This window comes from Rhizobium sp. 10N414, assembly GCF_056394785.1.
The window spans coordinates 174,053-200,587 of sequence record NZ_JBFTIN010000002.1 but is presented as its reverse complement, the minus strand read 5'-3'; the positions used below and the strand labels follow the sequence as shown (position 1 = coordinate 200,587).

Sequence of the window (26,535 nt, the reverse complement as noted above, 5' to 3'; positions counted from 1 at the left end):
GATCAGCCGCCAAATACCGAATGCTGGGCAAGCCTCAGAAACCATGCCGGAAACAGGCCAATTCCTATGGTGCCGGCGGCGGTAAAGGCAAGCGTGACGCGCAACAAGGGAGACAGTGCGGGGGCGAACACCCTTTTGGGTTCGCGCATGTAGATCAGCATGGCGATGCGGATATAGAAATAGGCCGCCACAACACTGAGCAGTACTGCGGTCACCGCCAGTATGACGAACCCTTGCTCGACCAGCGCGACAAGCACGTAGAACTTGGCGAAGAATCCGGCCGTCGGTGGAATGCCTGCCAGTGAGAACAGATAGAGTAGCATCAAAAGCGCCAGCCCGGGATGCGACTTGGAAAGACCAGCATAGTCATCGATAGTCTCGCCCGAGAAATTGCCGTTGCGCATCATGATGATGGTGCCGAAAATGCCGAGATTCATGAACGAGTAGATCAGCAGGTAGAGCATCACGCTGGCGATCCCATCTGCGCCGCCGGCTACCACGCCGAATAGGGCGAAGCCGGCATGGGCAATGCTGGAATAGGCGAGCAGGCGCTTGAAATTGTCCTGCACCAGCGCTGAGAAACTGCCGAGCGCCATCGTCGCGACGGCGATGACAGCGACGATGATCCAGGCATTTGAGGCTGCGACCAGCGGGTTGAGAAATACGCGCAGGATCACTGCAAAACCCGCCGCTTTTGGTCCGACAGACATGAAGGCGGTGATGGTTGTCGGCGCTCCTTCATAGGCGTCCGGCAACCACATGTGGAACGGAACCGCGCCGACCTTGAAGACCAGCCCCGCGACAATGAAGACGACAGCAAGCAACAATCCGGGATCAGGCCGGGCACCGGTCACAGCCGCAGCGACCCCATCCAGTTGCGTCGTGCCGGTCAGCCCGTAGACCAGCGAGACGCCATAAAGGAAAATCCCGGTCGAGGCCGAGCCAAGGATCACATATTTCAGCGCTGCTTCATTCGACCGCCGTTCCTTGCGCAGGAAGCCGGTCAGAACATAGGTGCAAAGCGCCATCAGTTCGAGCCCAACATAGATTGACAGGAGATCGATCGCCGAGGCCATGATCATCATTCCTGAAAGCGCAAGGAGCAACAGGACATGATATTCGCTGTTCCCGATGCCTTCGATCTCCGCATATTTTCTGGAAAGGAGGAGTGTCAGAACGGTGGCCAGATAAAAGACCATCTTGAAAAAGACCGAAAAACGGTCGGCGATGAACATTCCCGTGTAAGCGGGGCGCACCTCGCCGGCGAGCATGATCGTCAGGACAACGGCTGTCAGGACCACCGCGACCGATGCCGAAAGAAGGAATTGCTCCTGCCCTTTCCGGACAAGCTGTCCGAGGATGAGGAGGATGCAGGCCCCGGTGACGACCACGATTTCGGGCAGGCTTGCTACAATCGACTGCAAGAGCGCGGCAGCAGTCATTGGACACTCCCCTCACCGTGCACATGTAGCATGAGCTGCTTCACCGAGGCGTCGATGATGCCGAGAAAGGGCTTTGGATAAAAGCCGACCCAGAGCACGAAGAGCGCCAGCGGCAGGATCGCCGCCATCTCGCGGGCGTTGACATCGCGTATCTTGAACTTCGCACTGACCTTTGCCGGACCGAGCGCAACTTTCCCATACATGCCGAGCAAGTAGGCCGCGCCCAGCAAGGCGCCAAAGACGGCTGCCGCACCGACAACTAGGTTGGCCGCAAAGCCACCTGACAGCACGAGCAGTTCGCCCACGAAGGAATTCGTTCCCGGGAGCGCCATCGACGACAGCGTGAACAGCAGGAAAAACGCGGTATAGACAGGCGCTGCCTTCATCAACCCGCCATAATCCGCGATGCTGCGGGTATGCGTCCGCTCGTAGATCAGGCCGACGAACAGGAACAGCGCGCCCGTCGTTACGCCGTGATTGAACATCTGGAGGATGGCGCCCTCGAGCCCGCGCAGATTCAGCGTAAAGATCCCCATTGTCACGAAGCCCATGTGACTGATGCTTGAATAGGCGACCAGTTTCTTGAGATCATCCTGCGCCAGCGCAAGCAGCCCGCCGTAGACGATCGCAAGGGCCGAAAGCGCCAGCATCAGCGTGGAATAATAGGCCGACGCTTCCGGTAGCATCGGCAGAGAGAACCTGAGGAAACCGTAGGCGCCCATCTTCAGGAGCACGCCGGCAAGGATGATGCTGCCTGCCGTCGGGGCCTGGACATGGGCGTCCGGCAGCCAGGTGTGGAGCGGAACCATGGGTACCTTGACTGCAAAGGCGACCAGGAAGGCGAAGAACAGCCACGACTGGATCCGGAACGGCAAATCCTGTGCTGTCAGCGCGAGGATGTCGAAGGTCTCGCCGCCATTGAAATAGAGCACGATGACGCCGATCAGGAAGAGGACGCTGCCGGCCAAAGTGTAGAGGAAGAACTTGAATGCCGCATAGACCCGGCCCTCGCCACCCCAGACGCCGATGATGAGGTACATCGGGATCAGCATCGCTTCCCAAAAGACATAGAACAGGAACAGGTCGAGCGCGCAGAATACTCCGAGCATCAGCGCCTGCATGGCTAGCAGGCTGACCATGAACGCTTTCACCCTCCGGTCAATCGCGACCCATGAGGCGAGCACGCAGATCGCGCCAAGGAGCGCGCTCAGAAATACGAAAAGCGCGCTGATCCCGTCCACGCCCAGCGCATAGCTGATCCCAAGCGCGGGCACCCAGAGGTGTCTTTCGGTGAACTGCATCGCGTGCGTCGTGGTGTCAAAACTCGCAAGCATGATGATGCAGAGGACGAGATCGAGGATGGCGACGCCCAGTGCTGTCCATCTGATGGCATCTTCGCTACGCAGAAGCATCAGCACCCCTGCCCCGATGGCGGGCGTGAATACGATGAGGCTGAGCAGCGGCAACCCCATGAACGCCCCCTATCGCCACGCCACGGCGAGAATGACGGTGGCTGCGATCACACCGACAATCATCGCCAGTGCGTAATGGGTCACGACGCCCGTCTGGAGCCGCCGCAGCGCCCCGCCACCGCGCAGGATCGCGTGGGCGACGCCGTTCACGACGCCGTCCACGGCGACGACATCGATCCGCAGTCCTGCCCGCGCCGCGCGATTGAGGAGGGGCAGCGCTGCTGTCTCCGATGCGTTGCTCACCGCCTGCTCGTAGCGCGCGAGCGGCTTTTCGGCAAACCACATGAAGGCCCGCGCGCCCTTGCGATAGAACCAGTCGGTGTCGAGGCTGATCGTATTCTCGGGGTCGAGTGCCCTGAGGAACAGTATAAAACCCAGGCCGGTAAACATCAGTATGCCGAGGCTCTCGGTGACATGGGAGCCCGTATAGGGTTCGAAGTCGACCGGGTATGGAAGGAGCGCATAGAGCGGCTGCGGAAAAACCCCGATCGCGATGCAGAGCACCGCCGCCATGGCCATTGCGACCAGCATGTTTGTTGGCGGCTCCCGCGCCTGAAGCTTCCGGTCCGTACCGAAAAACATGTAATAGGGAAGCTTGAGCCCGGTATGCAGGAAAGTGCCGGAGGACGCCATGGTCAGGGCCAGCACCACGAGCGCCCGATGATCCTCGCCCRCAGCGGCAATCACCATCGACTTGGTCACGAAGCCCGAGAAGAATGGAAATGCCGAGATCGCGAAAGCACCGATCATGTAGAGTGCAACGGTTACCGGCATGCTCTTGTAGAGCCCGCCGAGTTCGGTCAGCTTGCGCCTGCCCGTAACATAGATCACCGCCCCGGCGCCCATGAACAGTAGGGACTTGTAGAGGATGTGCGCGAAGGCATGACTTGTGGCCCCGTTAACCGCCATCTCGGTTCCGATCCCGATCCCGGCCACCATGTAGCCCACTTGACTGACGATGTGATAGGCCAGGAGGCGCCGGCAGTCGTTTTCGAGGACCGCATAGACGACGCCGTAAAGCGCCATCGCGGTGCCAAGCCAGACAAGAAGCTCGGTTCCTGGAAAGGCTCGCGCCAGCACATAGACCGCGGTCTTCGTGGTGAAGGCGCTCATGAACACCGCTCCCGTCACGGTCGCCTCGGGATAGGCGTCTGTCAGCCAGGCGTTGAGCGGTGGTACGGCAGCGTTGAGCAGGAACCCTGCAAGGATCAGGTAAGTGCCGGTGCCCATTTCCCCGATCGGCCCGAAGAGGAGCGATCCTGTTGAATGTCCATGGAGAATGATACCGCCAAGCAGGACGACGCCCCCCGTGACATGGACCATGAGATACCGGAAACCGGCACCGATGGCTCGCTGCCCCCCCTGTGCGAAGACCAGATAGGCCGAAGCAAACGCCATGATTTCCCAAAACACGTAGAGGGTCAGGTAGTCGCCGGCGAACACCACGCCAAGCGAGCTGCCGACGTAGACGAACGCCGCGACGTGCTGGCCGGGGTGAGACAGGTGCAGGGCGTAGACCGTTCCGATCAGGGCCATGATCGCAAAAACCGTGGCGAAGACGATGCTGAGCTTGTCGACCCTGGCAATCAGGATGTCCTGCCCCAGGAACTGCGTCGCCCCATAGCTGCCCGGCTGCATTGTGACCACTGCAAGCAGGGCAAGCAGCGGAACCAGCACCAGATAGATCCTGCGGATCGGATCCTTAAGGAAAGGGATCGGCACGGCACCAAGAATGAACAGCAGGGCGGGATGGGCGAAGTCAATCATAATAGTCCTCGCGCCGCATGAGCCCACCCTGATGGCCCAGGAACTTGGAAACGAAGATCAGCAGTACACAGGATACGAGTCCGTAGACGGCCGACCAGCCCGGCAGGCGGTCCCAGAGGTATTCTGCGTGTTCGCGCGGGACCAGAAAGTCCGCGATGACGATCAGAACAAGCGCAAGGTAGAACAGCCGGCGTCGCTGGCTGGCATATCTCTCCTCGCCAAAGAAATCGACCACGCGCTTGATCATCGGACAACTCCTTCCGCCAGAGCGAGGAAATAGTTGGGAAAGACACCCATAGAGACAGACAGGATCGCGGTTGCGACCAACGGGATCGTCATCATCGGAATTTCCCGGACCGTTTCCGGGCTTCCCTCCGCCTCCGTCCTGAAGAAGGCGAGATAGGTCACTGGCAGGAAATAGGCGGCGTTCAGAACCGAACTCACCAAAAGCACGATCAGGAAGGCAACATCTCCCGCCTGCATAGAGCCCAGCGTCAGATACCATTTGCTGACGAAACCCGCGGTCGGGGGCACCCCGATCATGCTCAGCGACCCGACGAAGAACGCTCCCATCGTCCAGGGCAGCCGGCGGCCGATCCCGGCCATGTCGCTGATGTTGCGCTTCCCCGACGCGCAATAGATCGACCCGGCGCAGAAAAACAGGGTGATCTTGGAGAAGGCGTGGGCCGCAATGTGGATGATGCCGCCGACCATGGCGACCGGCGACAGCAGAACCGCGCCGAGCACGATATAGGAGAGCTGGCTGACCGTCGAATAGGCGAGCCTCGCCTTCAGGTCGTCCCGCGTGAGCGCGTAGACAGACGCCATCAGGATCGTGAACGAGACCAGATACGCCGTGGCGATGCCAAGATGCAGACTGCCCATCAGCCCGGTGCCGAAGACATGAAAAACCACCCGCAATACGCAAAAGACGCCCATCTTGACGACGGCCACGGCATGCAGGAGCGCGCTGACAGGTGTCGGCGCCACCATCGCGGCTGGCAGCCAGGCGTGCATCGGCATTACCGCAGCCTTGGCTAAGCCAAAGAGATAGCAGAAGTAGACCACCGTCAGCAGCGCTGCAGAAGCGTTAACCCCAGCCAGCAGACCACCCGCCACAAAATCGAGCGATCCCGCAATCGAGTAGGTCAGCGCCAGAGCGGCCAGAAGTGCGCTCTTCGAGGCGCCCATCAGATAGACGAGGTATTTGCGGCTGCCCGTCCATGCCGCTTCGTCCTCGTGGTGATAGACGAGCGGGTAGGTAACGAGACTGAGCACCTCGTAAAAGATCACCAGTGTGAAGAGATTGGCCGCGAAGGCGCCGCCGGCGGCGGCCGAAAGGCTGCTGGCAAAGCAGGCGAAGAACCGGGTCTGCGCGTGCTCCTTCAGATGTCGCATGTAGCCGATGGAATAGATCGCCGCCGCGATCCATAGCAGCGATGAGACGGTGGCAAAGACCATGCCGAGCGGGTCGACCCGGAAGGCAAAGTCAATCCCCGGCAGGACCTCGAACAGGCGCAAGTCGATAGTCCCGCCGGAAAGCACTGTTGGCGCCATCGAGGCGACAATCGCAAACATGGCGACCGCCGCGATCGGCGAGACGGCGTCGCGCAGTTTCTCGCGGTTGTTCAACAGGAGAATCGCAAGGGCCGCCAGACCTGGTATGGCGATGGCAAGCAGCGGCCGGATCGATGTCACCGGGTCCAAACCGCTATCCTTTCATCATCGTCACGTCGTCGACCTTGAGAGTGGATTTGTTCCTCACAAAGGCGACCAGGATGCCAAGGGCGACTGCAACTTCCGCCGCGGTGATCGCGATGACGAAGATCGCGAAAACCTGGCCGCGGAAATCGCCATGCTGGCGCCCAAATGCGATGAAGTTGATGTTGACCGAGTTGAGCAGCAGCTCCAGCGACATCAGCACGATCAGGATATTGCGTCTCAGCAAGACGCCAGCCGCCCCAATCACGAAGACGACCACTCCGAGCAGGATGAACCAGGAGAGCGGAACCATTATCGCTCGTCCTTTCTCGCCAGCACGATGGCGCCGATCAGGGCGGCCAGCAGGATGACGGAGGCTGTTTCAAAGGGCAGCAGGTAGTCGGCGAAAAGTGCTGTGCTAAGTTGCCTGACCGTGTCGCCGCTTGATATTGCGGGGGGCAACGCAACCGAAAAGCGGCTGCTCCAGAGCACCAACGCAAGCATCTCGATCCCAAGCAGGACCAGCAGCACAAGAGCGGGCAGGTTGGGGCCCGGCAAGAACCGCTGCAACACGGCTTCGCGTACATCGATCATCATGATCACGAACAGGAAGAGGACCATGATCGCGCCGACATAGACGAATATCTGGATGACGGCGGGCAACGGTGCGTCAAGCAGGATGAAGATTGCCGAGATCTGCAGGAAGCAGGCCATCAACGCCAATGCGCTATGAACGGGATTGCGCGCCACGACCACAATGAGGGCCGCAATCACGCACACCGTCGCGAACAGAAGAAAAAACCCCTGACCCATCGACGCGACCCTCCCACGCAAACTGTCACCCAGCGCGAGATGGCCGGATTTGAGATAGTTGCGCACCTCAGGTGCATTTATAAATTGTGCCCTAGTCTCGGATCTTTCACAAGATTATTGTCATGGTGGCAGAAAAGGCGGGCCAACCCGCGCAGGGCGAACAATGCTCAAGAGAACCACTGGACGGGGAGCCACCGGTTCCGTCCTCGGCGCGCTCTGCGTCGCTGCGACGCGCCAGAAAGCTTTGTCTTGCCGCTGGCTCAAAACCGAAAGCACATCATCGGAGCTGCTCAAGCGCGGGGTGAGGTTCACGCAACCCATATCTGAGGCTTGACGAACGCGATTTTGGTTGCACCTCAGCGAGCCTCAAGAAGGCACTCGATGTGCTACAGATCTTGTTTGATCACGCCGTGATCTGGGTGGGCGTTTGCACCGCCCGACAGCAGCGTCGCGATCCACTTCCCAGATGGCGTGCCTGCGCAATAGACGATGAAGGCGATCAGAATAGGCACGCCGATGAAGGCACCGGAGATGCCCCACATGAAGCTCCAGAAGAAGACTGCGAAAATGACGGCGAAGGGAGATATTGCCAGCGACGCGCCGGTAAGGCGCGGCTCCAGATAGCTCCCGATGATGAACTGGATCACGTTCAGACTTGCGAAAATCAAGACCACGGACTGCCATTTCTCGAATTGGGCAATGGCAAACAGCGTTGGGAGCGCGGTTGCGACAAACGCTCCGAGGAAGGGGATGTAGTTGAGTGCGAATGCGATCGCGCCCCAAGCGGTGGCAAGTTCAAGCCCTGCACCCAGCGCGAACAGCCAGACCACCAGTCCGGTCAGGATACTGGCAAACGTCCGCACGGTCATGAAGCGACGCAGCTTGGCACCAATCACGCGATTGGCAGTCAGGATACGCATTCCGTGAGGTTGCGCTGCGGGAGAGACAAGGCGTTTGTTGAAGTCTTCGACCTCGAGGAGGCCGAGCATGACGAAAATGAAGACCAGCAGCGCGAAGCCGGCGAAGCTGTTCAAGCGGCCGGCCATTCCCTGCACGAAACCAACCAGCCAGGCAACATCGAAACGGTCGGCCAGGGGACCAGCGACCGCAAGGCCCCGCTCCTCCAGCCAATTTGTCCAGTCGACATAGACTGCCTGGAAACGGTCAGCATTGACGAACAGCCATTGCGCGAGCTTGCCAAACCCCCACGCTACCGCAGACCCGATCGCGATGATAACGGTCATTGTGACGATAAGCGTTATCAGGAGGGCGACGAGCTTGGGAAGCCAGCGCTGCAGKGCGGCCTGGCATGGCCAGACCAGGGCTATGACAAAGAGCGAAAAGATCAGGGGCGCAAAGATCGATTGGGCGACATAAAGCAAAGCAAGCACCAAGATACCGGTTGCTATCGAACCGATCATGCGACCACCGCCCGCTTCCTGCATGCTCGCCCCTTGAATAGTGATAGAGTTTCCGGATGCCGCCCGATGATAGCGGAGCTCGACGGCAAATTGAATACTTCGCGCAGGACTGGAATTTATCTACCGCAACTGCTGCGGATAGCTTAGAACAATGGCGTGCTTCGGCTCATGCATGTTGCCACAGGAGCGACCGGACGGCTTGTCTTTGTTGTTGACCCTTTTGATTAGCTTGCCAGAAGATTAGGTCGAGCCCGTGTCCTCAATCCGTTTGTCGGTCATTGTTGTCATCCTGTTGGCTCTCGTCGGTTGTGGCGGACCGCGTGCGGTCCTTGGCCTCCCCGTCGCATCATCATCAGGCGCAGAACCGCGAGCCATCGTTCCGATCTATGTCGCGACCAACCGCGCCCGATCCAATAATCTCTCCCTGCCATACTCGGCTGAGCGGTCGAAAACGTTGAATTTTGCAGAAATCGACGTTGGGATTCCGCAAAACCATGTTGCCGGCCGCGTCGAGAAAAGTGGCAGGGCCCCCGATCCGAGAAGGCACTTTTCAGCACGGACCTATCAGCCAATTGCCGGGCGAGAGGACTTCATCCGGCGGCTTAATGCGGCGCTGGCGCAGAAGGCGCCTGAAAACCGCGAGATCTTCATCTTCGTCCACGGTTACAACAACAACTTCGCCGACAGCGTCTTTCGAAACGCCCAGATCAGCTACGACTTCGATGTCAAGTCGGTCTCGTTGCATTACGCCTGGCCGTCAGGCGCGTCGGTTCCGCTCTACGTCTTTGATCGTGACAGCGCCCTTGTTGGCCGGCGGGGCCTTGCCGAAACAATCGAGATCGCAGCCGAAACCAATGCGAAGAGAATAATCCTGGTTGGTCATTCCATGGGCGCCTATGTCGTTACCGAGGCCCTGCGCGATCTCGCCCTCAGGGGGCGCACCAGTGCATTGAAGCGGCTGGGTGGCGTGGTTCTTGCTGCGCCCGATATCGATGTCGACGTGTTCCTCAGCCAGCTTGACGACATTGGTGACATACCGAGACCGTTTACAATCATCGTCTCGCGCCGTGATCGCGCGCTCGGGTTTTCCCGGCGATTGGCAGGTGGACGTCCGCGCGTCGGCAGTGGCTCCGAAGTCGCCGTCCTTCAGGCGAGAGAGATCGCGGTCATCGATGTCTCTGCTGTTGATGGTGGCACACACAGCGTCTTTGCGAGTTCACCGACGCTGATGGACATGGTCAACAATGATACTTTGATGCGTGGTCTTATCAGAGATGACGAGCCCCCCGCCGGCCAGACGATGCTTGCCGACGGCGCATCGGTGATCGAAGGCGCTGCATCGCTGATCGTTTTTCTGCCAAGCCGCATTCTGGGCGGGATCACACAGGCGGCCGCCAGCCAATAGCCATCGTGCCGGATTGCCGGCGCGATACGCTTGGCCAAGGGTTCGCTTTTCAGTAACTGCAGGGCCGATCGTTGCCAAATCCGCCACGGCACGCTGGCCGCAGCGCAAAGTCGGCATTGTGAGCGCCATACCCGACTGACCCCGTCGTTCTGGGAGCCTCCGAGCTCGTCGAACACGCCGTCGCGACGCCCGCGACGGCAACCAATATTCCCAGGCACATCATTTTTCGAAGCGTTTTCATTGCATCCACCCCTACGTAGCCTGCCACCAGTTGTGACAGAAACTAGTTCGCGGCGGGATCGGGGAAACGGCACGTCAGATCAACACTTCGGCATCGAACGCTGCCAGGGGCGTCCTTCTGCAGCCGCAAGGCCGCCCTTCATCAGTTTGGCACGGCGTATGCATGACCCTTGCCGGGGTTCCTTTGTCAGGAGGGAAAAATGACGGCTTTGGTTAGCGATATCGTCAGCGCCACTGGTCAGCTTGAAGCAGCGATTCTCGATGCGACCACTGCAGATCCGGACATTCTGGTCTGCTCCAAGTCATTGAGAGAGAAAGCAAAATTTCTCCCGCAGGTTTTGGTGGAGCACTACCCGGAACTCTTCTGGATCGAGAGCGAGCTGCGCGGCGTATTCGAGGCCTGCTCTGATGCTGTTGATCGCAAATCGGTCAATCCGTTGGTCGCAAAAGCGGCAATCTCGATCGCGGAGGAATACCGGCAGGTTATCGATGAGGTGAGGCGAAACAACTGACGGCTCACGAGAGCCGGCATCAGTTCGGATTGCCTATCACAATCGCGTCCAGATAAGCGAGACGCAGATCACCTTCATCGTGCAGCCGCGCATACGCACGGTGTCGCCGCTCAGGGTCAGTACGCCAGTGAATGTCTTCTTGCTCTCGGGCTCGACGATGCTGCCGGTGAAATTGCCGTTGCTGCCTTTGAATGATCCTATGCGCCTTCCCGCATTATTGCCGGTTTTCATGGTAATGCAGTAGCCTTGGGCGCATTCGTCGATGGTCGCGGTGGTGCCGACTTGTGTCTTCCAGTTACCCACAACAGGCTCTTGAGCCAGAGCGGTGAAGGTCACGAGCGCCATTGGCGCGGTGATCAGTGCCAGCCTTAGCATGGTTTGCTCCCCTTCTTTGGAAATCAGGGTGAGGCCGTGGGAGGCCTAAAGCGTTCCACTATACGCCCCGATGGCGCCCCGCTCCAGCGCTGCGTGCTCCCCATGCTGTCTCGGCAGGTCATGCGCCCGGGACTGGTGTTAGGCAGACCCGGGCGATTGTTGCTTTCGGCTCAGGCTTCCAGCCACCTCACCTGTTCTGGTGTGAGCTTGATGTCGAGCGCCGAGAGGCTGTCTTCCAGTTCGGCGATAGTGCGCGGCCCGATCAGGGGAATGACCGGGAAAGGCTGGGCGATCACATAGGCGAGCGCGATATGGATCGGGCTGCGGCCGAGCTTGGCTGCCAGCTCGATGGCCTTGTCCCGGCGGTCGAAATTGCGATCCGAATACCAGCAACGGACGATTTCTTCATCGTCGTGCTTGCCGCGGCCCGCACGGTCGGTAAAGAAGCCGCGGCCTTGGCTCGACCAGGCGAAGTTCGGGATCTGCTTTGCGTTCAGCCATTTCTTCCAGTCGTCGTCGGAGGCCGCCACGCATCCAGCCCAGATCGGATCAAGCATTTCGGCAAGCGAGAAGTTGTTGGATAGGGCAGCCGGCGCCGTCTTGCCGTTCTTGGCCGCATATGCTGCAGCTTCGTCCATGCGTTCCCGGGTCCAGTTCGACCCGCCGAAGATGCCGCGGATCCGACCGCGCCTGACTTCCGCGTCCATGGCATCGACAAACTCGCCGACCGGAATATCGGTGTTGTCGCGATGCATGAAGTAGATGTCGACGTAATCGGTCTTCAGTCGGTTCAACGACTGATCGAGCTGCTTGCCGATCACATCGGGATAGCAGAGTGGGGAATGAACGCCCTTCCCGATCAGCACGATCTCGTCGCGCGGAACTTTCCGGCTCGTATGCCAGTCACCAAAGATGGCCTCCGTCTTGCCGCCGCCATAGACGAAGGCCGTGTCGAAGACGTTGCCGCCTGCCTCGTAGAAGGCGTCGAGGGTCAGCGACGCGGCAGCGAAATTCGGGAAGAACTCGAAGCCGAGAGTGACGACCGAAGCAGGCTTGGAAATGCCGGGGATCTGCCGCTGTGGAATACTGTTGCCGCGCCGAACGACACCGCCTGCAAGGTTCGTGGTCCGCCTGTCTGACTTCTCGACCCCATATTCCAGGCCGATCGAGGCGCGCCATTGATCGAGAACGCGCAGGTTTCCGATGGAATCGCTCCAGCCCATGCCGGGTGCTCGGAATTCCTTTTCGCCGGCGCGGATTGCATCGCCGGCTGCGTCTACTTCGAAGGAATAGAGCCAGCGGTCTTCCTTGACCTCGACGGTCTGCTGCTCGCTGCCCTTGAAGATCTCGATCCGGCCGACGCCGCCCTTGTGACCGGAGGCAAACCAGAAGTCCTTGACCTCGATGCGACCCTCCGAACCGATGATGCGCAGCGTGTTGTCCTGTTGCGCCATGATGGAGCAGGACACTTCGGCGATAACGCCGTTCGGAAATTTCAGGACCGCGGAGGCCCATTCATCGACACCCGACTGACCGAGATGACCGACACCGGAGACCTTGTCCGGTTCGAGGAACGGTTTGCCCTCGGCAGCACCCGCAATCAACCGCGCCATGGAGACCGGATAGCCGCCGACGTCGAGGATGCCGCCACCTGCGGTATCATTGGAAAAGAGACGATGTTCGGGTTTGAACGAGCCCATGTTGAAACCAAAGCTCGAACGGATGATCCGTACAGTGCCAATGACGCCGCTCTTGACCAGCTCGACGATCTTGGCGGTCTGCGGGTGAACCCGATACATGAAGGCTTCCCCGGCGAAGACGCCAGCCTTTTTGGCTTCATGATAGATCGCATCGGCATCGAATGCGGAAAGCGCAATTGGCTTCTCGACAAGAACGTGCTTGCCTGACCGGATCGCCTTGATCGCCCATTCAGCATGGCCGGTATGAGGGGTCGCGATATAGATCGCGTCGATCTCTGCATCTGTCAGCAGCGCGTCATAACCTTTGACAATCCGGGCGCCTGGGAAGTTTTCGGCAAGCCCCGGCTTTTCCGGATTGCGGGTGGCGATGGCAACGAGCTTTCCGGTGCGCGAATGGGCGATACCGTCCGCGAAGGTGCGGGCGATCGTACCCGGGCCGATGATGCCCCAACGGATCGGTTGGTCTGTGCTCATGGGAATTCCTCTTTCATTGAATAGGTCTTGGGATGAGGTGGCAGTCACCGGAGGCGGTTGCCGGCGCTGTCGAACAGGAAGCTGCGGTTGGCGCTCAGACCGACAGTCAGCGTGTTGCGATTGCCGGCCGCCCGCGATTCGGGACGCTCGATGATCAGCTGTTCGCCTGCCGCCGTGGTCGCATAGATGTAACTGGTGTTGCCGAGGTGTTCAGCGACATCGATCGTAACGGTAAGATCCGCATCGCCCTGCCCCGCGTCGACGAAGTGCTCCGGGCGCAACCCAAGCGTTACCGACTGACCAGCCTCGAGCGGGCCTGTTACCGACATGGTCAGACGAACATTCTTGTCACCGGTGACCGCAACGGTGACGCCTGCAGCATTCCGTTCCAGGATTTCGGCCTTGAGGAAGTTCATTTTCGGCGAACCGACGAAACCGGCAACGAACTGGTTGGCGGGATCATCATAAAGGTCGAGCGGCGCGCCCACCTGCTCGATCTTGCCGGCCCGCAGGACGACGATCTTGTCGGCGAGCGTCATCGCTTCGGTCTGGTCGTGGGTAACGTAGATCATCGTCGTACCGAGCTGCTTGTGCAGTCGTGATATCTCGACACGCATCTGCACCCGCAGTTCGGCATCCAGGTTCGACAGCGGTTCATCGAACAGGAAGACCTGCGGTTCGCGCACGATGGCACGGCCGATGGCGACGCGCTGGCGCTGGCCGCCGGACAGTTGCTTCGGCCGTCGCTGCATCAACTCGTTGATCTGCAGGATGTTGGCCGCGTGCTTGACGCGCTTTTCCGTATCCTGCTTCGGGTTGCCGTTCATGCGCAGGCCGAAGCTCAGATTTTCCTCGACAGTCATGTGCGGGTAGAGCGCGTAGGATTGGAAGACCATGGCGATGCCGCGCTCGGCAGGTTCGACGTCATTGACGACCTTGCCGCCGATATTGATCTCGCCGCCCGTGATATCCTCAAGGCCCGCGATCATGCGAAGCAATGTCGACTTGCCGCAACCGGAAGGGCCGACGAAGACGACAAATTCGCCGTCCTTCACTTCAAGATTGGCGCCATGGATGATTTCCAGCGCGCCGAAGCGCTTGACGACATTTTTCAACGAAAGTTCCGACATCAGGCGTTCCCCGATTATTTGACTGCGCCGGCCGCGATGCCGGCGATGAAGTGGCGTTGCAGGAACACAAAGACGACCAGGATCGGGGCTGTCAGCATGATCGCACCCGCCATGATGCCTCCCCAGGACACCTTGGTCAGGCCGATCAGCGTTCCAAGGGCCACAGGCGCCGTCATCATTCCGGGCTTGGAGTTGATGAGGAGCGGCCAGAGGTAGTTGTTCCAGGAGTGCAAGAAGAGGATGATGGCCAGCGCGGCCATCGTCGGCCTTGCAAGTGGCAGGGCGATGCGAAGGAAGATTTGCCACTCCTTGACGCCCTCGACACGTGCGGCATCGAAGAGCTCGCCGGGCATCATCGAAAACGCCTGACGCATGAAAAGAACGCCGAGCGAATTGAAGAGCGGCGGGACGATCAGCGCGATCCACGTGTTCGCCAGCCTGAATTCGCGGGCCACCATGATGAACTGCGGGATGACGACGACGGCAAAGGGTAGCGTGATGGTCCCAAGAATGATGCCAATCACGATTGACCGCCCGACGAAGCGGTAGCGCGCCAGCGCCCAGCCGGCCATCGAAGTGAGAAGCACCGACAGGAACGTATAGATCGCCGCGACGCCGATGGAGATGAACATTGCGCGGAGGAAGTCGGTGTCCGCCTGCAGGTTTTTAAAGTTCTCGACGAAGTTGGTCGACGGCCAGAGAACAATCTCGGGGCTGAAGATGCCGAAATCCGACATCGTGGAGAAGACGAACATCATCCATAGCGGAAACAGCCAGATGAGGGCGAGCGGCGTCAGGACGGCATGAAGAGCGATCTGTCGCAGCAGCAGGGATTGAGACTTCGATCTCATTTGGGTTCCCTTCCGATCCAGAGGTTGAGCAGCGAAATCGCCACCGCCAGAGCTGCCATCGTGTAGGCGACAGCGGAGGCGTATCCGAAATTGAGAGAGCGGAAACCTTCACGATAAAGCAGCAGGCCAAGCGTTTCGGTTCCACCGCCCGGGCCGCCGCGATTGGTGATCAAGAATGGCTCGGTAAAGAGCTGCATCGTGCCGATGACCGACAGGATGACGCAAAACAGGATGATCGGTTTCAGGAGCGGCAGGGTGATGTGGAAGAACTGCTGTATCTTGCTGACGCGATCGAGCGTTGCTGCCTCGTAGACGTCGTCTGGAATGGATTGCAGGCCGGCAAGTATGATGATCGCGTTATAGCCAGCCCAGCGCCAGGTCACCGCGATGATGATCAAGGCCATGGCGGCGTTGGCATTGTCGAACCAGGAGACCGCCGGGAGGCCAACCAAGGTGATGATCTTGTTGATGATCCCGAAATCGAAGCTGAACATCAGGCGGAAGACTGCGGAATAGGCCACTTCGCCGACGACGACGGGTGCGAAAAACGCAAAGCGAAACAGGGGCCGCGCCTTTAGAAGCGGGGAGTTCAGCAGGACAGCCATGACGGTCGCAATCGTGATCATGACCGGCACCTGGATGACTAGGATGATCAGCGTGTTGTAGAGCGCGTTGTAAAAGGCAGGGTCACCAATGAGACGACCCCAGTTAACGCCGGGACTGAATTTCCAGGGGTTGACACGGGTATTCTGAAACGAGGTCAGAAACGAACTGATGATCGGCCATATCCAGAAGGTGGCAAATACCAAGAGATAGGGCGCAAGAAAAGCGTAGGCGTTCCGGTTCCGGATCGGCATTCTATTCTCCTCACAGACGAGACGAGCCATCCCTGAGGATGGAGGCCGGGCGCCAAGCGACGCCCGGCACCGTTACTCATTTCGCAAGGGGAAGACCGGTCGCCGTCGCGATCTGTTTTGCGGCGTCGTCAAGCGCGGCCTTCGCATCAGGATAGCCGCCGGCGAAGTACTTGGTCTGGGCTGCCCTGTAGATCGAGTCCGCATCCGTCTGGAACGGCGTCCCGCGGCTCGGAACGATCTTCGGCAGGGTCGAAAGGATATCGGCCCATACCTTCTGGTCGTGCCAGTAGGCCTGTGGTTCGTTGACGAACGGATCCTGGACTGCGGTCAACAGCGACGGGACGAGGCCGAAGGATTTCAGCATCGTCACCTGGCCCTCATTGGTGCCAAGTGCGTAGTTGATGTAGGTCCAGGCTGCTTCCTTGTTCTGGGAATTGGCAGCGATCGCAAGCGACGAGCCGCCGAGATTCGCAGCATGCGGGCCATCGGGCGTCAGGCTTGGCATCATGTAGACGCCCCACTTGCCGGAAAGGTCGGGCGAGCCGGAGCGAATGGTGCCTTCATACCAGCCGCCATACATCTGGCTTGCCACCTTGCCAGCGGTATTGGCCTGGATCTTCTCGTCCCAGATGGCTGCCGTCAGCGTTCCGGCGTCCTTCATCTGCTTGACTTTTTCGAGTGTCGCAACGCAGGCGGGCTGATTGATGGTAATCGTCTGGCCGTCCGTCGAGAAATAGCCGCAGCCCTGCTCGTTGGAAATCATGCGGAACCATTCGCTGTCGCCGTTGAAGTCGGCTTGCGCCATGACGACGCCCGGATTGGCCGCGGAGATCTTCTTGCCAGCCGCAATGAAATCGTCCCAGGACTTGATCGTCGACGGATCAACGCCGGCCTTTTCATAGAAATCACGGCGATAGAAGACGGCGACCGGACCGGAATCCCACGGCATGGCGTAAGCGACATCACCGACTTCAAGCTCCGTGCGCTTGAAATCCGGGAATTTCGCCTGGATTTCGGGAGTGTAGCCCAACTCTTTCAGATTGGCGAAGCAGTCTGGGAAGCGGCTCCAGAAGATTTCTGCCTCGAAGTTTTCCACGCTGACGATGTCGGGCAGTCCTTCGCCACCGGCGGCGCAGGCGGCCAGCATCTTGTCGAAGACCTGCTGGTTGCCGAGATCCTCGACCGTGACCTTGATGTCAGGATGCTGCTTGTTGAAGCCTTCGAGCGTGGACTTCAGCGCCGACGCGGCGATGTTCCAGCTCCAGATGGTCAGATTGCCCGACTGCTGTGCAAAGGCAGAACCGGAAGCAAGAAGTGCGACTGCAGCGGTCGCACCGATGAGTTTGAAGCGCATTGAAAATCCTCCCTTTTCAATTGCCGTCCCTTAGCGAACGCGGCTAGACTATCTACAAGGGAGCCGCTGTCTCCTAAAAAGGGAACATGGACTTGGCGGAAAGTAAGATCGTAAGGCGGGCAGTCTATCAGCCGGGAGCGAGCAGCATCGAGGGTTTGCCGACGGCCCTTCAGATGTTTCACAACCATCCACCAGTGATGCTCATGCCTCATTGGCATGTGCAGGTCGAAGTGAATTATATCATGCAGGGTAGCGTGCACTACCGCATGAACGGCCAGAAAATCTCGATGAAGGCGGGCGATATGTGCCTGTTTTGGGGTGGGCAACCGCACCAGATGGACGATTGTTCCGAGGACGCAATCTATGCCGGCGGCCACCTGCCACTGGTCTATTTCTTCCGTATGCGCCTGCCGATCAACATCTCCAGCCGACTGATGAAGGGTGAGATCCTGTTCACCTCGGCAACTGATGCGGCCGACCTCGAGAACTTTCCGCGCTGGGTGCGCTATACCAAATCCGGCGATCCCGCCAAGGCTCAGCACGCCGTCGACGAGATGCTGTTGCGGGTGGAGCGAATCGCACTCGAACCCTATTCCATGATCCCGACCCTCGGGCCGACGGATGCCGACGATATCGAGCAATGCTACCCGCAATCGTCGCGAAGCGTGGCGCGTATGTGCGACTTCATCGCTGTCAACTTCCTGCAGGAAATCGATTCGGTCGATATCGCTCGCGCCGCCGATCTTCATCCGAAATATGCGATGAACCTGTTCAAGAAGACCACAGGCATGACGCTCAGCAAATATGTCAATCTGCTGCGTCTGTCACGGGCGCAGGCAATGCTGATGAACGATGAGGCGAATGTCTTGCAGGTCGCGATGGACAGTGGCTTCGGGTCGATCAGCGCCTTCAACAAGTCGTTCCGCCATATCGCCGGGATGTCGCCTTCCGATTTTCGTCGCGATGCGCGCATGGTCACGCAGTATGCGCCCTAGTCCATGGCCTCACAGATTTCGTGTCGTGGCAAACACATTGTAGACAAGCTCGGCGGAGGCCGACAGTTCACGTTCCTTGAGCTTGATGAGGCCGAAACCCGGAACGGAGATGTCTCCCTCGATCTGCAGCGCCTTGACGAGACCATGCCTCTCGAGGAGGGCGGCAACAGGCTCGGCGAAGATGCCGAGCCGCTGGCTCTGCAGGATCAACAGCATGGTCAGGAGCGCATCGGAAGTCGAAACGACGCTGGCCGGTACGATGCCATGGCGCCGGATGAAATCATCAATGACCTGCCTGAGAAACGAGCCATGCGGCTGCAGCACCCAGCTCTGGTGCCGGAGGTCGTCCTCGGTGACGACAGGTTTTGCCGAGAGCGGATGATCCACCGCCACGATGACGCGCAGCGTCTCCTGGCCAACAGGCAGATAATCAAACCAGAGTGGGTTCATGCCGCTCGGAATTCGGCAAACGGCAAAGTCGAGCCTCCTGCTCAGCACGTCCTCGAGCAGCACGTCGCTGCTTCCTACAGCGATGCTGATGTCGATTGTCGGATGGGTCTGGAAGATACGGTTGAGCGCGGGGGCGACATAGTCGGCGGCTGGCGTCATGATCGTTCCGAACGCGACGCTGCCGCCCTGCCCGGCTGCGGCGACCACCATTTCGTATTCGGCGCGCTGCGCCTCGGAGATCAACATCTTGGCGTGGCGAACGATTACCTCTCCTTGAGGGGTGGGGATAAGTCCACGGTTGTGTCTCTCGAAGAGCTGGTGTCCGGACATTTGCTCCAGCTCGTTCAATGTCCTCGACAGTGCCGGCTGCGAAACGCCGAACATTTCTGCAACGACACCGAGCTTTCCGTGCTCGCTGAGCGCCACGAGCATCTTCAGGTGGCGTAGCCTGAAACCATCCAATCCCATGCTTGCCTCACTTGATATAAGGAATTTGCATATCAAAATGCGAAAGACTGATTATACATTCCTGTATCGATCAGCTAAGTGCATGACAACAACGGCGTCAAAGCAAGGAAATTCATCGTGGTTGAGAAGACACCTTCCCCGAATCAGAACGCAGTTCAAGAGCAGGACGGATCGCGCCAGCTTCGCTCGAAGGCCTGGTTCGACAATCTCGCAAACCCTGACATGACCGCGCTCTACCTCGAGCGCTACATGAACTTCGGTCTCAGCCAGGAAGAGCTGCAGTCGGGTCGCCCGATCATCGGTATCGCGCAGACGGGCTCTGACCTGTCGCCGTGCAATCGTCACCACATCGAACTCGCCAAGCGCGTTCGCGAAGGCATCCGTGACGCTGGCGGTATCGCCATCGAGTTCCCGGTCCACCCGATCCAGGAAACCGGTAAGCGCCCGACGGCGGGCCTCGACCGCAACCTTTCCTATCTCGGTCTCGTCGAGGTTCTCTACGGCTACCCGCTTGACGGCGTCGTTCTGACCATCGGCTGCGATAAGACGACGCCGGCCTGTCTGATGGCCGCGGCAACCGTCAACATTCCGGCGATCGCGCTGTCGGTCGGCCCGATGTTGAACGGCTGGTTCCGCGGCGAACGCACGGGCTCGGGTACGATTGTCTGGAAGGCACGCGAAATGATGGCGCGTGGCGAAATCGACTATCAGGGCTTCGTCAAGCTCGTCGCATCCTCCGCGCCCTCGACCGGATATTGCAACACGATGGGCACGGCAACCACGATGAACTCGCTTGCCGAAGCACTCGGCATGCAGTTGCCGGGCGGCGCCGCCATTCCGGCCCCCTATCGTGACCGTCAGGAAGTTTCCTATGAAACCGGCCTGCGAATCGTTGAAATGGTTCGGGAAGATCTGAAGCCTTCCGACATCCTGACCAAGGAAGCCTTCATCAACGCGATCAAGGTCAACTCCGCGATCGGCGGCTCCACCAATGCTCCGATCCATCTCAACGCACTTGCCCGCCACATCGGCGTCGAGCTCACGGTCGACGATTGGCAGACCTACGGCGAGGAAATCCCGCTGCTCGTCAACCTGCAGCCGGCTGGCGAATACCTCGGCGAGGACTACTATCACGCCGGTGGCGTTCCCGCTGTTATGGGCGAACTGATCAAGCATAACCTCCTCAACACCGGCGCAATGACCGTCAACGGCAAGACTGTTGGCGAGAATTACACCACGGCGACGATCGAAGACGACAAGGTGATTCGCCCGTTCGAGCGTCCGCTTAAGGAGCGCGCCGGCTTCCGCGTCCTGCGCGGCAACCTCTTCTCGTCGGCAATCATGAAGACGAGCGTGATCTCGCCCGAGTTCCGTCAGCGTTATCTCTCCAACCCGAATGATCCGGAAGCCTTTGTTGGCCGCGCTGTCGTCTTTGACGGACCGGAAGATTACCATCACCGCATCGACGATCCGTCACTGGCAATCGACGCTTCGACGGTCCTCTTCATGCGCGGCGCCGGCCCGATCGGCTATCCGGGTGCGGCCGAAGTCGTCAACATGCGCGCTCCGGACTACCTCCTGAAGCAGGGGATCAGTTCCCTGCCCTGCATCGGCGATGGTCGCCAGTCCGGGACGTCCGGATCGCCCTCTATCCTCAACGCTTCGCCAGAAGCGGCAGCAGGCGGTGGGCTTGCGCTCCTCAAGACCGGCGACCAGGTTCGTATCGATCTCAAGAAGGGGAGCGCCAACATCCTCATCAGCGACGAGGAGCTCGCCGAACGCCGCAAGGCGCTCGAGGCGGCCGGGGGTTACGTCTATCCGGAGAGCCAGACGCCCTGGCAGGAAATGCAGCGTGCCTGCGTTGGTCAGATGGAAACCGGTGCCGTGCTCGAGCCTGCCGTCAAGTATCAGCGTATCGCTCAGACGAAGGGCATTCCGCGCGACAACCACTAAGTCGTTGGCGCGCGGGCGAGAGCGCGTGGCGCCGAAGACAGTCCGATCGAGTACAATGGGCGCGACGCTGTCTCCGGCATCGCGTCCATTTGCGTTTCCGGTCGAGAATCCTTGGTTTTGACCTTGTCGTCAGGCACCGATTGTGATCGGTTTTCGCGGCCGCTGGGTTGGAGGGCGGCCGGTTCGTTTTTCATTTTGAGCGCGTCCATCGCTCGCGTGACGGAACATGACGATGTCTTATACTCTTCTGGACTCTGCTGCCGCCGGTGGCTTGTTTGTAGGTCGTGCCTGGAACCCTGGTGTCCAAGGGCCGAGCGTCGTGGCGGTTCGGGATGGCCAAGTGGTCGATATCACCTCCAAGGCCGTGCCGACGCTGAGCGCACTTCTGGAGCAGGCCGACGCCGCAGCAGTTGCCCGTAGTGCACAAGGCCCCGTGCTCGGCACGCTGGAGGAGATCGCTGCCTCGGGCATCGGCACGCCCGACCTGTCGCGCGTCCATCTGCTTGCTCCGGCTGACCTTCAGGCTATCAAGGCCTGCGGCGTGACGTTTGCCCAGTCGATGATCGAGCGGGTCATCGAGGAGAAGGCCGCCGGAAACCCGGATCGTGCAGCAGCCATCCGGGAGCGCGTCAGCACGCTCATCGGCGGTAGCCTCAACAACCTGAAGGCCGGGTCGCCGGAAGCTGCCAAGGTCAAGCAGGCGTTGATCGAGGAAGGCATGTGGTCACAATATCTCGAGGTCGGCATCGGGCCCGACGCCGAGGTGTTCACGAAGTCGCCGGTGCTTTCTTCTGTCGGCTGGGGGGCCGATGTTGGTCTGCATCCGATCTCGACCTGGAACAATCCCGAACCCGAGATCGTGCTTGCCGTGAATAGTCGCGGGGACATCAAGGGTGCAACGCTTGGCAACGACGTCAATCTGCGCGACGTCGAGGGCCGCTCGGCGCTCCTGCTCGGCAAGGCGAAGGATAACAATGCTTCCTGCTCGATCGGCCCGTTCATCCGACTGTTCGACGAGACCTTTGGCCTCGATGACGTGCGCAGCGCAGAGCTCGACCTCAAGGTTACCGGGACAGACGGTTTCGTCCTGCACGGCAAGAGCTCGATGTCGAAGATCAGCCGCGACCCGACTGACCTCGTCAAGCAGACCTGCGGCGCCCATCATCAGTATCCGGACGGCTTCATGCTGTTTCTGGGAACGCTGTTTGCCCCAACGCAGGATCGCGATGCGCCGAATCAGGGCTTCACCCACAAGGTTGGCGACGTCGTCGAAATCTCTTCGGCGGGTCTCGGCTCGCTCGTCAACACGGTGAGGCTTTCGACCGAGTGCCCGCCCTGGCGATTCGGGATTACGGCCCTGATGGCAAGCCTTGCAAGGCGCGATCTGCTGTAGGTTTTGAAGACGCGGTGCGGGCAGGCGCCGCTGAAATCTTGCGCCGGACGGGCGGGCTACCTGTTCCGGCGGAACTGATCACATATATGCTTCTAAAACAGGGTCGAAGCGTTGAGGATGCCATGAAGAAGAGAGCTCTTGTACTGGTTGGAGCATTGCTTCTTGCTGCATGCACGGCTGCAAAGGATTTTTCATCGCCCGGCCTCGAGCCGATCCCCGGCAGTGTCACCTATGGCGGTCAGCCACGCACCAAGCTGACGAAATCCCCGCCCGGATCGACGTTCCCCCACAACTTCATAGATCAGTGGGGTCAACAGGTCGATGAAACCTACATGATACAGCCCGACAGGTCTTTGAAGATCGTCCACAGGGAGTTCCGGCCAATTCGCTTCCACCGGTGAGCAATGTTGACACGGGGCCTCAGCGAAGGCCGTAGCCTGGCGATACTTGTGAGCGAGCCCTGGCCGCATGTTCGGGCTGGAGTCACATTCTTGTCAGATGATATTACCCAAGTAGGAAGAACTACCAATTGAATTTGGCCCATGCCTAATACACATTTATGGGAGTGCTATACCGGAGATCGAGCGATGATCGCCACGCCGGCCCGGTCATGGAAACGCGTATGATGAATGCAAAGACACCAAATGCCATCGATACCTATGTCGGTTCTCGCGTGAGGATGCGCAGGCAACTCCTAGGTCTCAGTCAGGAAAGGCTTGCCGACCAGATCGGTGTTACGTTCCAGCAGGTGCAGAAATACGAGAAGGGTCTGAACCGGATCGGTGCCAGCCGGCTGCAACGGATTGCCGAGGTCCTGAGTACGTCGCCGAGTTTCTTCTTCCAACAGAACGAATCCGAGCCGGTGAGCCTGGTTGAGACGAATGTCGCGGCTGACCCCGTCGCCGAATTCCTGCATTCGAAGGAGGGGCTCGCACTTAACCGCGCGTTCCTGAAGATCACCGATACGCAGCTGCGCGAAAAAATCGTCGCCTTGGTCAAGGCCATGGCGCAGGCGCAGGAAGGGCGTGACGTATCAGGTGAGCGAGGAAAACACGGCGAAACCTTCGCCTGAGCAATCAGGCTCATGTGATGTAGGGCCGGCCGGCAAGATGCAATTCCGCCTGTCATCCCGTGCGTTGTTCGGGCGGTCGGGCAACTTATGCTCGCTCTTCCCAAACCCTTGCAAGCTCAACCAGAGTGGCGACGGCCCTTTCCATGTCCTGCCTGCTGATCCATTCGCGTGGTGAGTGGAAGGCGTGTCCGCCTGCAAATATGTTCGGACATGGCAGCCCCATGAAGGAGAGACGCGAACCGTCCGTTCCGCCTCGAATACTGCCGCGGACCGGCGACATTCCGGCACGGCGGATCGCTTCGATGGCGTTTTCGACGATCTGCGGGTGGCGATCGAGAACCACCTTCATGTTGCGATACTGCTGCTTGACGGCGAACGTGTAAGACGAGCCGGGATAGTCCTCCATCACCTCCCGCACGATCGCTTCCAGACGCTTCTCCTTGTCGGCGAGGCCGCTTTCTTCGAAGTCCCGGACAATGAGGCTGATAGCCGCCTTTTCCATCGATCCGCTCAGACCGGTCGGATGGATGAAGCCTTCCCGTCCGTCGGTCGTTTCCGGTGCGATATTCCTGGGCAACCGATCTATGATCGCACCGGCGATCTTGATGGCGTTCTCCATCCTTCCCTTGGCAAAGCCTGGATGGATGGCGACGCCTTCGATGGCAATTTCCACACCGTCGGCCGAGAACGTTTCGTCTTCTATGTGTCCGGCTGTCTCCCCATCCATCGTATAGGCAAACTGCGCACCAAGCTTGGTCAGGTCGACCTTGTCAACGCCGCGACCGATCTCCTCATCGGGCGTGAAAAGCAGCTTGATCGTTCCGTGCCTGATGTCGGGATTGTCCATCAGGATTTGCGCCGCCGTCATGATTTCGGCGATGCCGGCCTTGTCGTCGGCACCGAGCAGCGTCGTCCCGTCGGTTGTAACGATATCGTTGCCGATCTGGTCATTGAGCGCCGGATTCTCAGTAACGCGAATGACCTGCTTCTGGTCGCCGGAGAGCTTGATATCGCCACCGCCATAGTTGTGCAGGACTTTTGGCCTCACATTCGTTCCCGTGAAATCTGGTGCCGTGTCCATGTGCGAGCAGAAGCAAATGACCGGGACTGTCTTGTCGGTATTCGATGGAATGGTCGCATAGACATAGCCATGCTCGTCGAGGTGAGCATCGGACACGCCAATCCCCAGCAACTCGTCCACGAGCAATCGACCCAGGTCCTTCTGCTTGGCTGTCGACGGCTGTGTTGGTGATCCCGCATCCGATTGAGTGTCAATAACGACGTAGCGGAGGAAACGATCGAGGACAGTGTCGGTCATGGCGGCTCCGGTTTGTGTTTGGCGACGCACGGGTATAGCCTTCCAGGAGAGGTCTTGAATAGTGGTCTTCGACGCCCATGTTCGACCGCACGTTGGCGAAACCGGGGGTCCTGCCGTCCAGCGAATGCCAGTGTCAGACCTAAGTCCGATGGAACCTTGAGACGTCCGACTTAGTTCCTAAGCCGTAACGCAAAAATCAATTATGGTTGGAGTGGAAGATGAGAAAAATTATCCTGATTGGTGCATTTATGGGCGCGTTGGCCTCGTGCACCGCGACCGAGAAGGGAACGGCGATCGGCGCCGGTTCGGGAGCCATCATCGGCGGTGCAGTCAGCAATAGCTGGGAAGGTGCGGCCATTGGTGCCGTGGCCGGCGGCGTGGCGGGTGCCCTGATTGGACGCTCTACCGAACATCGCGGCTACTGTGTCTATCGTGACCGGTATGGCCGCAGGTATGAGGCGCGCTGCTAGGCGCATGCCCGATGACCGCCTCCTCCTCAAGAGGCGGTCATTTCCATCATGACCCCGCTAGTGGGCACTTTGTTGTTTTGCCCGCGCGACGATCTGCGTCGGGTTGACGAACTGCAGCGCGAGGACCAGCCAGAACAGTGTCGTGACCATGTAGACCACCGCCATCGCATCGATGGACTGGCCTGCCCGGACGCCTGACGCGAAGACGGCGTAGTAGAGGGAGACGACGAGTGTTTGGGTCGTGGGGCCGGCAATCAGGAAGGTGAGTTCGAACATCGCGATGGTTCGAACCAGAACCAAAAGCAAGGCGGCCAGCATTCCCGGCAGGAGCAGCGGTAGCAAGATCCGCAGAAAGAGGCTCGTCGTTCCTGCACCGAACACGCGGGCTGCCGCTTCGATACGCGGGTCTATCTGCTCGATGAAGGGGATCATCACCAGGACCACAAAGGGCAGCGAAGGCACGATGTTGATCAGCACGACACCCCAGAATGTGCCGCCGAGGCCGAGCCGATAGAGGACGGTTGCAAGCGGAATACCGTAGGTCAGCGGCGGGATCAGCAACGGCAACAGGAATAGCAGGACGACAAGGCCCTTTCCGGGAAAGTTGCGCCTCGCAAGCGCATAGGCGGTCGTGACGCCCAGAATTCCAGAAATGATGACGACGGTGAAAACGATCTCGAAGGTGACGAGAACGACACTGGAAAGCTGAAATTCCTTCCAGGCACTGAAGTACCAGCGTGTCGTCCAGCCGGCCGGTAGCCATGTGCCAAGCCAGCGCGTCGCAAACGAATTGACAATGACGGCTGCGATGACGGCAAGCAGGTTTAGCACAAAAAGGATGGCAAGCGCCCAAATGGCGAAACGCCAGATCTTCGAGGTGAGGCCCTGATCTCGGATCATGA

Annotated in this window: 25 protein-coding genes; 8 read left to right on the top strand and 17 right to left on the bottom strand. The window is 59.4% G+C overall.

What is annotated here, in order from left to right; all coding sequences use genetic code 11:
* Window positions 1-2: 2 nt before the first annotated feature.
* The 8 genes from AC1DE4_RS04130 to AC1DE4_RS04095 form a co-directional block, all read right to left on the bottom strand.
* The gene (locus AC1DE4_RS04130; RefSeq protein ID WP_477880111.1) at window positions 3-1,442 is read right to left on the bottom strand and encodes an NADH-quinone oxidoreductase subunit N; all 1,440 of its coding nucleotides are present in this window, start codon (window positions 1,440-1,442) and stop codon (window positions 3-5) included.
* Complete coding sequence (locus AC1DE4_RS04125) at window positions 1,439-2,914, bottom strand: NADH-quinone oxidoreductase subunit M (RefSeq protein ID WP_477880109.1); 1,476 nt, start codon at window positions 2,912-2,914, stop codon at window positions 1,439-1,441. Before AC1DE4_RS04125 ends, AC1DE4_RS04130 begins: the two co-directional genes overlap by 4 nt.
* Before the next feature lie 9 nt (window positions 2,915-2,923).
* Complete coding sequence (locus tag AC1DE4_RS04120; protein ID WP_477880107.1) at window positions 2,924-4,681, bottom strand: Na(+)/H(+) antiporter subunit D; 1,758 nt, start codon at window positions 4,679-4,681, stop codon at window positions 2,924-2,926.
* Complete coding sequence (locus AC1DE4_RS04115) at window positions 4,674-4,928, bottom strand: hypothetical protein (protein WP_477880105.1); 255 nt, start codon at window positions 4,926-4,928, stop codon at window positions 4,674-4,676. The genes AC1DE4_RS04120 and AC1DE4_RS04115 overlap by 8 nt, the downstream gene beginning before the upstream one ends.
* The gene (locus AC1DE4_RS04110) at window positions 4,925-6,388 is read right to left on the bottom strand and encodes a monovalent cation/H+ antiporter subunit D family protein (protein ID WP_477880103.1); all 1,464 of its coding nucleotides are present in this window, start codon (window positions 6,386-6,388) and stop codon (window positions 4,925-4,927) included. The genes AC1DE4_RS04115 and AC1DE4_RS04110 overlap by 4 nt, the downstream gene beginning before the upstream one ends.
* Window positions 6,389-6,392: 4 nt before the next feature.
* Complete coding sequence (nuoK, locus tag AC1DE4_RS04105; protein ID WP_477880101.1) at window positions 6,393-6,695, bottom strand: NADH-quinone oxidoreductase subunit NuoK; 303 nt, start codon at window positions 6,693-6,695, stop codon at window positions 6,393-6,395.
* Window positions 6,695-7,195 (bottom strand): NADH-quinone oxidoreductase subunit J family protein, encoded by a 501-nt coding sequence (locus AC1DE4_RS04100; protein WP_477880099.1) that lies wholly within the window; start codon window positions 7,193-7,195, stop codon window positions 6,695-6,697. Before AC1DE4_RS04100 ends, nuoK begins: the two co-directional genes overlap by 1 nt.
* A gap of 386 nt (window positions 7,196-7,581) precedes the next feature.
* Complete coding sequence (locus tag AC1DE4_RS04095; protein WP_477880097.1) at window positions 7,582-8,640, bottom strand: AI-2E family transporter; 1,059 nt, start codon at window positions 8,638-8,640, stop codon at window positions 7,582-7,584.
* 229 nt (window positions 8,641-8,869) lie between these two features.
* Between AC1DE4_RS04095 and AC1DE4_RS04090 the strand changes: the two genes are divergently transcribed.
* Complete coding sequence (locus AC1DE4_RS04090) at window positions 8,870-10,021, top strand: alpha/beta hydrolase (RefSeq protein ID WP_477880095.1); 1,152 nt, start codon at window positions 8,870-8,872, stop codon at window positions 10,019-10,021.
* Window positions 10,022-10,461: 440 nt separating this feature from the next.
* The gene (locus tag AC1DE4_RS04085) at window positions 10,462-10,773 is read left to right on the top strand and encodes a hypothetical protein (protein ID WP_169679922.1); all 312 of its coding nucleotides are present in this window, start codon (window positions 10,462-10,464) and stop codon (window positions 10,771-10,773) included.
* 36 nt (window positions 10,774-10,809) lie between these two features.
* Here the strand turns inward: AC1DE4_RS04085 and AC1DE4_RS04080 are convergent, their stop codons facing one another.
* The 6 genes from AC1DE4_RS04080 to AC1DE4_RS04055 form a co-directional block, all read right to left on the bottom strand.
* A complete protein-coding gene (locus AC1DE4_RS04080) occupies window positions 10,810-11,148 on the bottom strand; it encodes a DUF2147 domain-containing protein (RefSeq protein WP_062369409.1) in 339 nt (112 codons plus the stop codon).
* Between the two features lie 170 nt (window positions 11,149-11,318).
* Window positions 11,319-13,322 carry an aldo/keto reductase gene (locus tag AC1DE4_RS04075; RefSeq protein WP_477880092.1) on the bottom strand — a complete coding sequence of 668 codons (2,004 nt, stop codon included), beginning with the start codon at window positions 13,320-13,322 and terminating at the stop codon, window positions 11,319-11,321.
* A 44-nt stretch (window positions 13,323-13,366) separates the two neighbouring features.
* Window positions 13,367-14,452 (bottom strand): ABC transporter ATP-binding protein, encoded by a 1,086-nt coding sequence (locus tag AC1DE4_RS04070; RefSeq protein ID WP_192302772.1) that lies wholly within the window; start codon window positions 14,450-14,452, stop codon window positions 13,367-13,369.
* Window positions 14,453-14,466: 14 nt separating this feature from the next.
* Window positions 14,467-15,303, bottom strand: coding sequence for a carbohydrate ABC transporter permease (locus AC1DE4_RS04065; protein WP_025658414.1), 837 nt, complete (start codon window positions 15,301-15,303; stop codon window positions 14,467-14,469).
* Window positions 15,300-16,160, bottom strand: coding sequence for a carbohydrate ABC transporter permease (locus AC1DE4_RS04060; RefSeq protein ID WP_477880089.1), 861 nt, complete (start codon window positions 16,158-16,160; stop codon window positions 15,300-15,302). Before AC1DE4_RS04060 ends, AC1DE4_RS04065 begins: the two co-directional genes overlap by 4 nt.
* Window positions 16,161-16,236: 76 nt before the next feature.
* Window positions 16,237-17,514: an ABC transporter substrate-binding protein gene (locus tag AC1DE4_RS04055; RefSeq protein ID WP_018855536.1), complete on the bottom strand. Its 1,278-nt coding sequence runs from the start codon at window positions 17,512-17,514 to the stop codon at window positions 16,237-16,239.
* Between the two features lie 86 nt (window positions 17,515-17,600).
* Between AC1DE4_RS04055 and AC1DE4_RS04050 the strand changes: the two genes are divergently transcribed.
* Entirely contained in the window at window positions 17,601-18,509 is a 909-nt protein-coding gene (locus AC1DE4_RS04050) for a helix-turn-helix domain-containing protein (protein WP_018855535.1), read from the top strand.
* Window positions 18,510-18,518: 9 nt separating this feature from the next.
* Here AC1DE4_RS04050 and AC1DE4_RS04045 read toward each other — a convergent pair whose 3' ends face one another.
* Window positions 18,519-19,427 carry a LysR family transcriptional regulator gene (locus AC1DE4_RS04045; protein WP_477880087.1) on the bottom strand — a complete coding sequence of 303 codons (909 nt, stop codon included), beginning with the start codon at window positions 19,425-19,427 and terminating at the stop codon, window positions 18,519-18,521.
* Between the two features lie 117 nt (window positions 19,428-19,544).
* On the opposite strand from AC1DE4_RS04045, the gene AC1DE4_RS04040 reads away from it, so the two are divergent.
* From AC1DE4_RS04040 to AC1DE4_RS04025, 4 genes are all read left to right on the top strand, one after another.
* Window positions 19,545-21,380 (top strand): IlvD/Edd family dehydratase, encoded by a 1,836-nt coding sequence (locus AC1DE4_RS04040; protein WP_026371556.1) that lies wholly within the window; start codon window positions 19,545-19,547, stop codon window positions 21,378-21,380.
* A gap of 232 nt (window positions 21,381-21,612) precedes the next feature.
* A complete protein-coding gene (locus AC1DE4_RS04035; RefSeq protein ID WP_169679928.1) occupies window positions 21,613-22,773 on the top strand; it encodes a fumarylacetoacetate hydrolase family protein in 1,161 nt (386 codons plus the stop codon).
* 122 nt (window positions 22,774-22,895) lie between these two features.
* Window positions 22,896-23,174, top strand: coding sequence for a hypothetical protein (locus tag AC1DE4_RS04030; protein ID WP_169679929.1), 279 nt, complete (start codon window positions 22,896-22,898; stop codon window positions 23,172-23,174).
* A 224-nt stretch (window positions 23,175-23,398) separates the two neighbouring features.
* Window positions 23,399-23,845: a helix-turn-helix domain-containing protein gene (locus AC1DE4_RS04025; protein ID WP_025658407.1), complete on the top strand. Its 447-nt coding sequence runs from the start codon at window positions 23,399-23,401 to the stop codon at window positions 23,843-23,845.
* An 85-nt stretch (window positions 23,846-23,930) separates the two neighbouring features.
* Here the strand turns inward: AC1DE4_RS04025 and pepT are convergent, their stop codons facing one another.
* Window positions 23,931-25,163, bottom strand: coding sequence for a peptidase T (gene pepT, locus AC1DE4_RS04020; RefSeq protein WP_477880084.1), 1,233 nt, complete (start codon window positions 25,161-25,163; stop codon window positions 23,931-23,933).
* A 218-nt stretch (window positions 25,164-25,381) separates the two neighbouring features.
* Between pepT and AC1DE4_RS04015 the strand changes: the two genes are divergently transcribed.
* The gene (locus tag AC1DE4_RS04015) at window positions 25,382-25,633 is read left to right on the top strand and encodes a YMGG-like glycine zipper-containing protein (protein ID WP_169679932.1); all 252 of its coding nucleotides are present in this window, start codon (window positions 25,382-25,384) and stop codon (window positions 25,631-25,633) included.
* 57 nt (window positions 25,634-25,690) lie between these two features.
* On the opposite strand, the gene AC1DE4_RS04010 is transcribed toward AC1DE4_RS04015, so the two are convergent.
* Window positions 25,691-26,533: an ABC transporter permease gene (locus AC1DE4_RS04010; protein WP_018855527.1), complete on the bottom strand. Its 843-nt coding sequence runs from the start codon at window positions 26,531-26,533 to the stop codon at window positions 25,691-25,693.
* Between the last annotated feature and the right edge of the window lie 2 nt (window positions 26,534-26,535).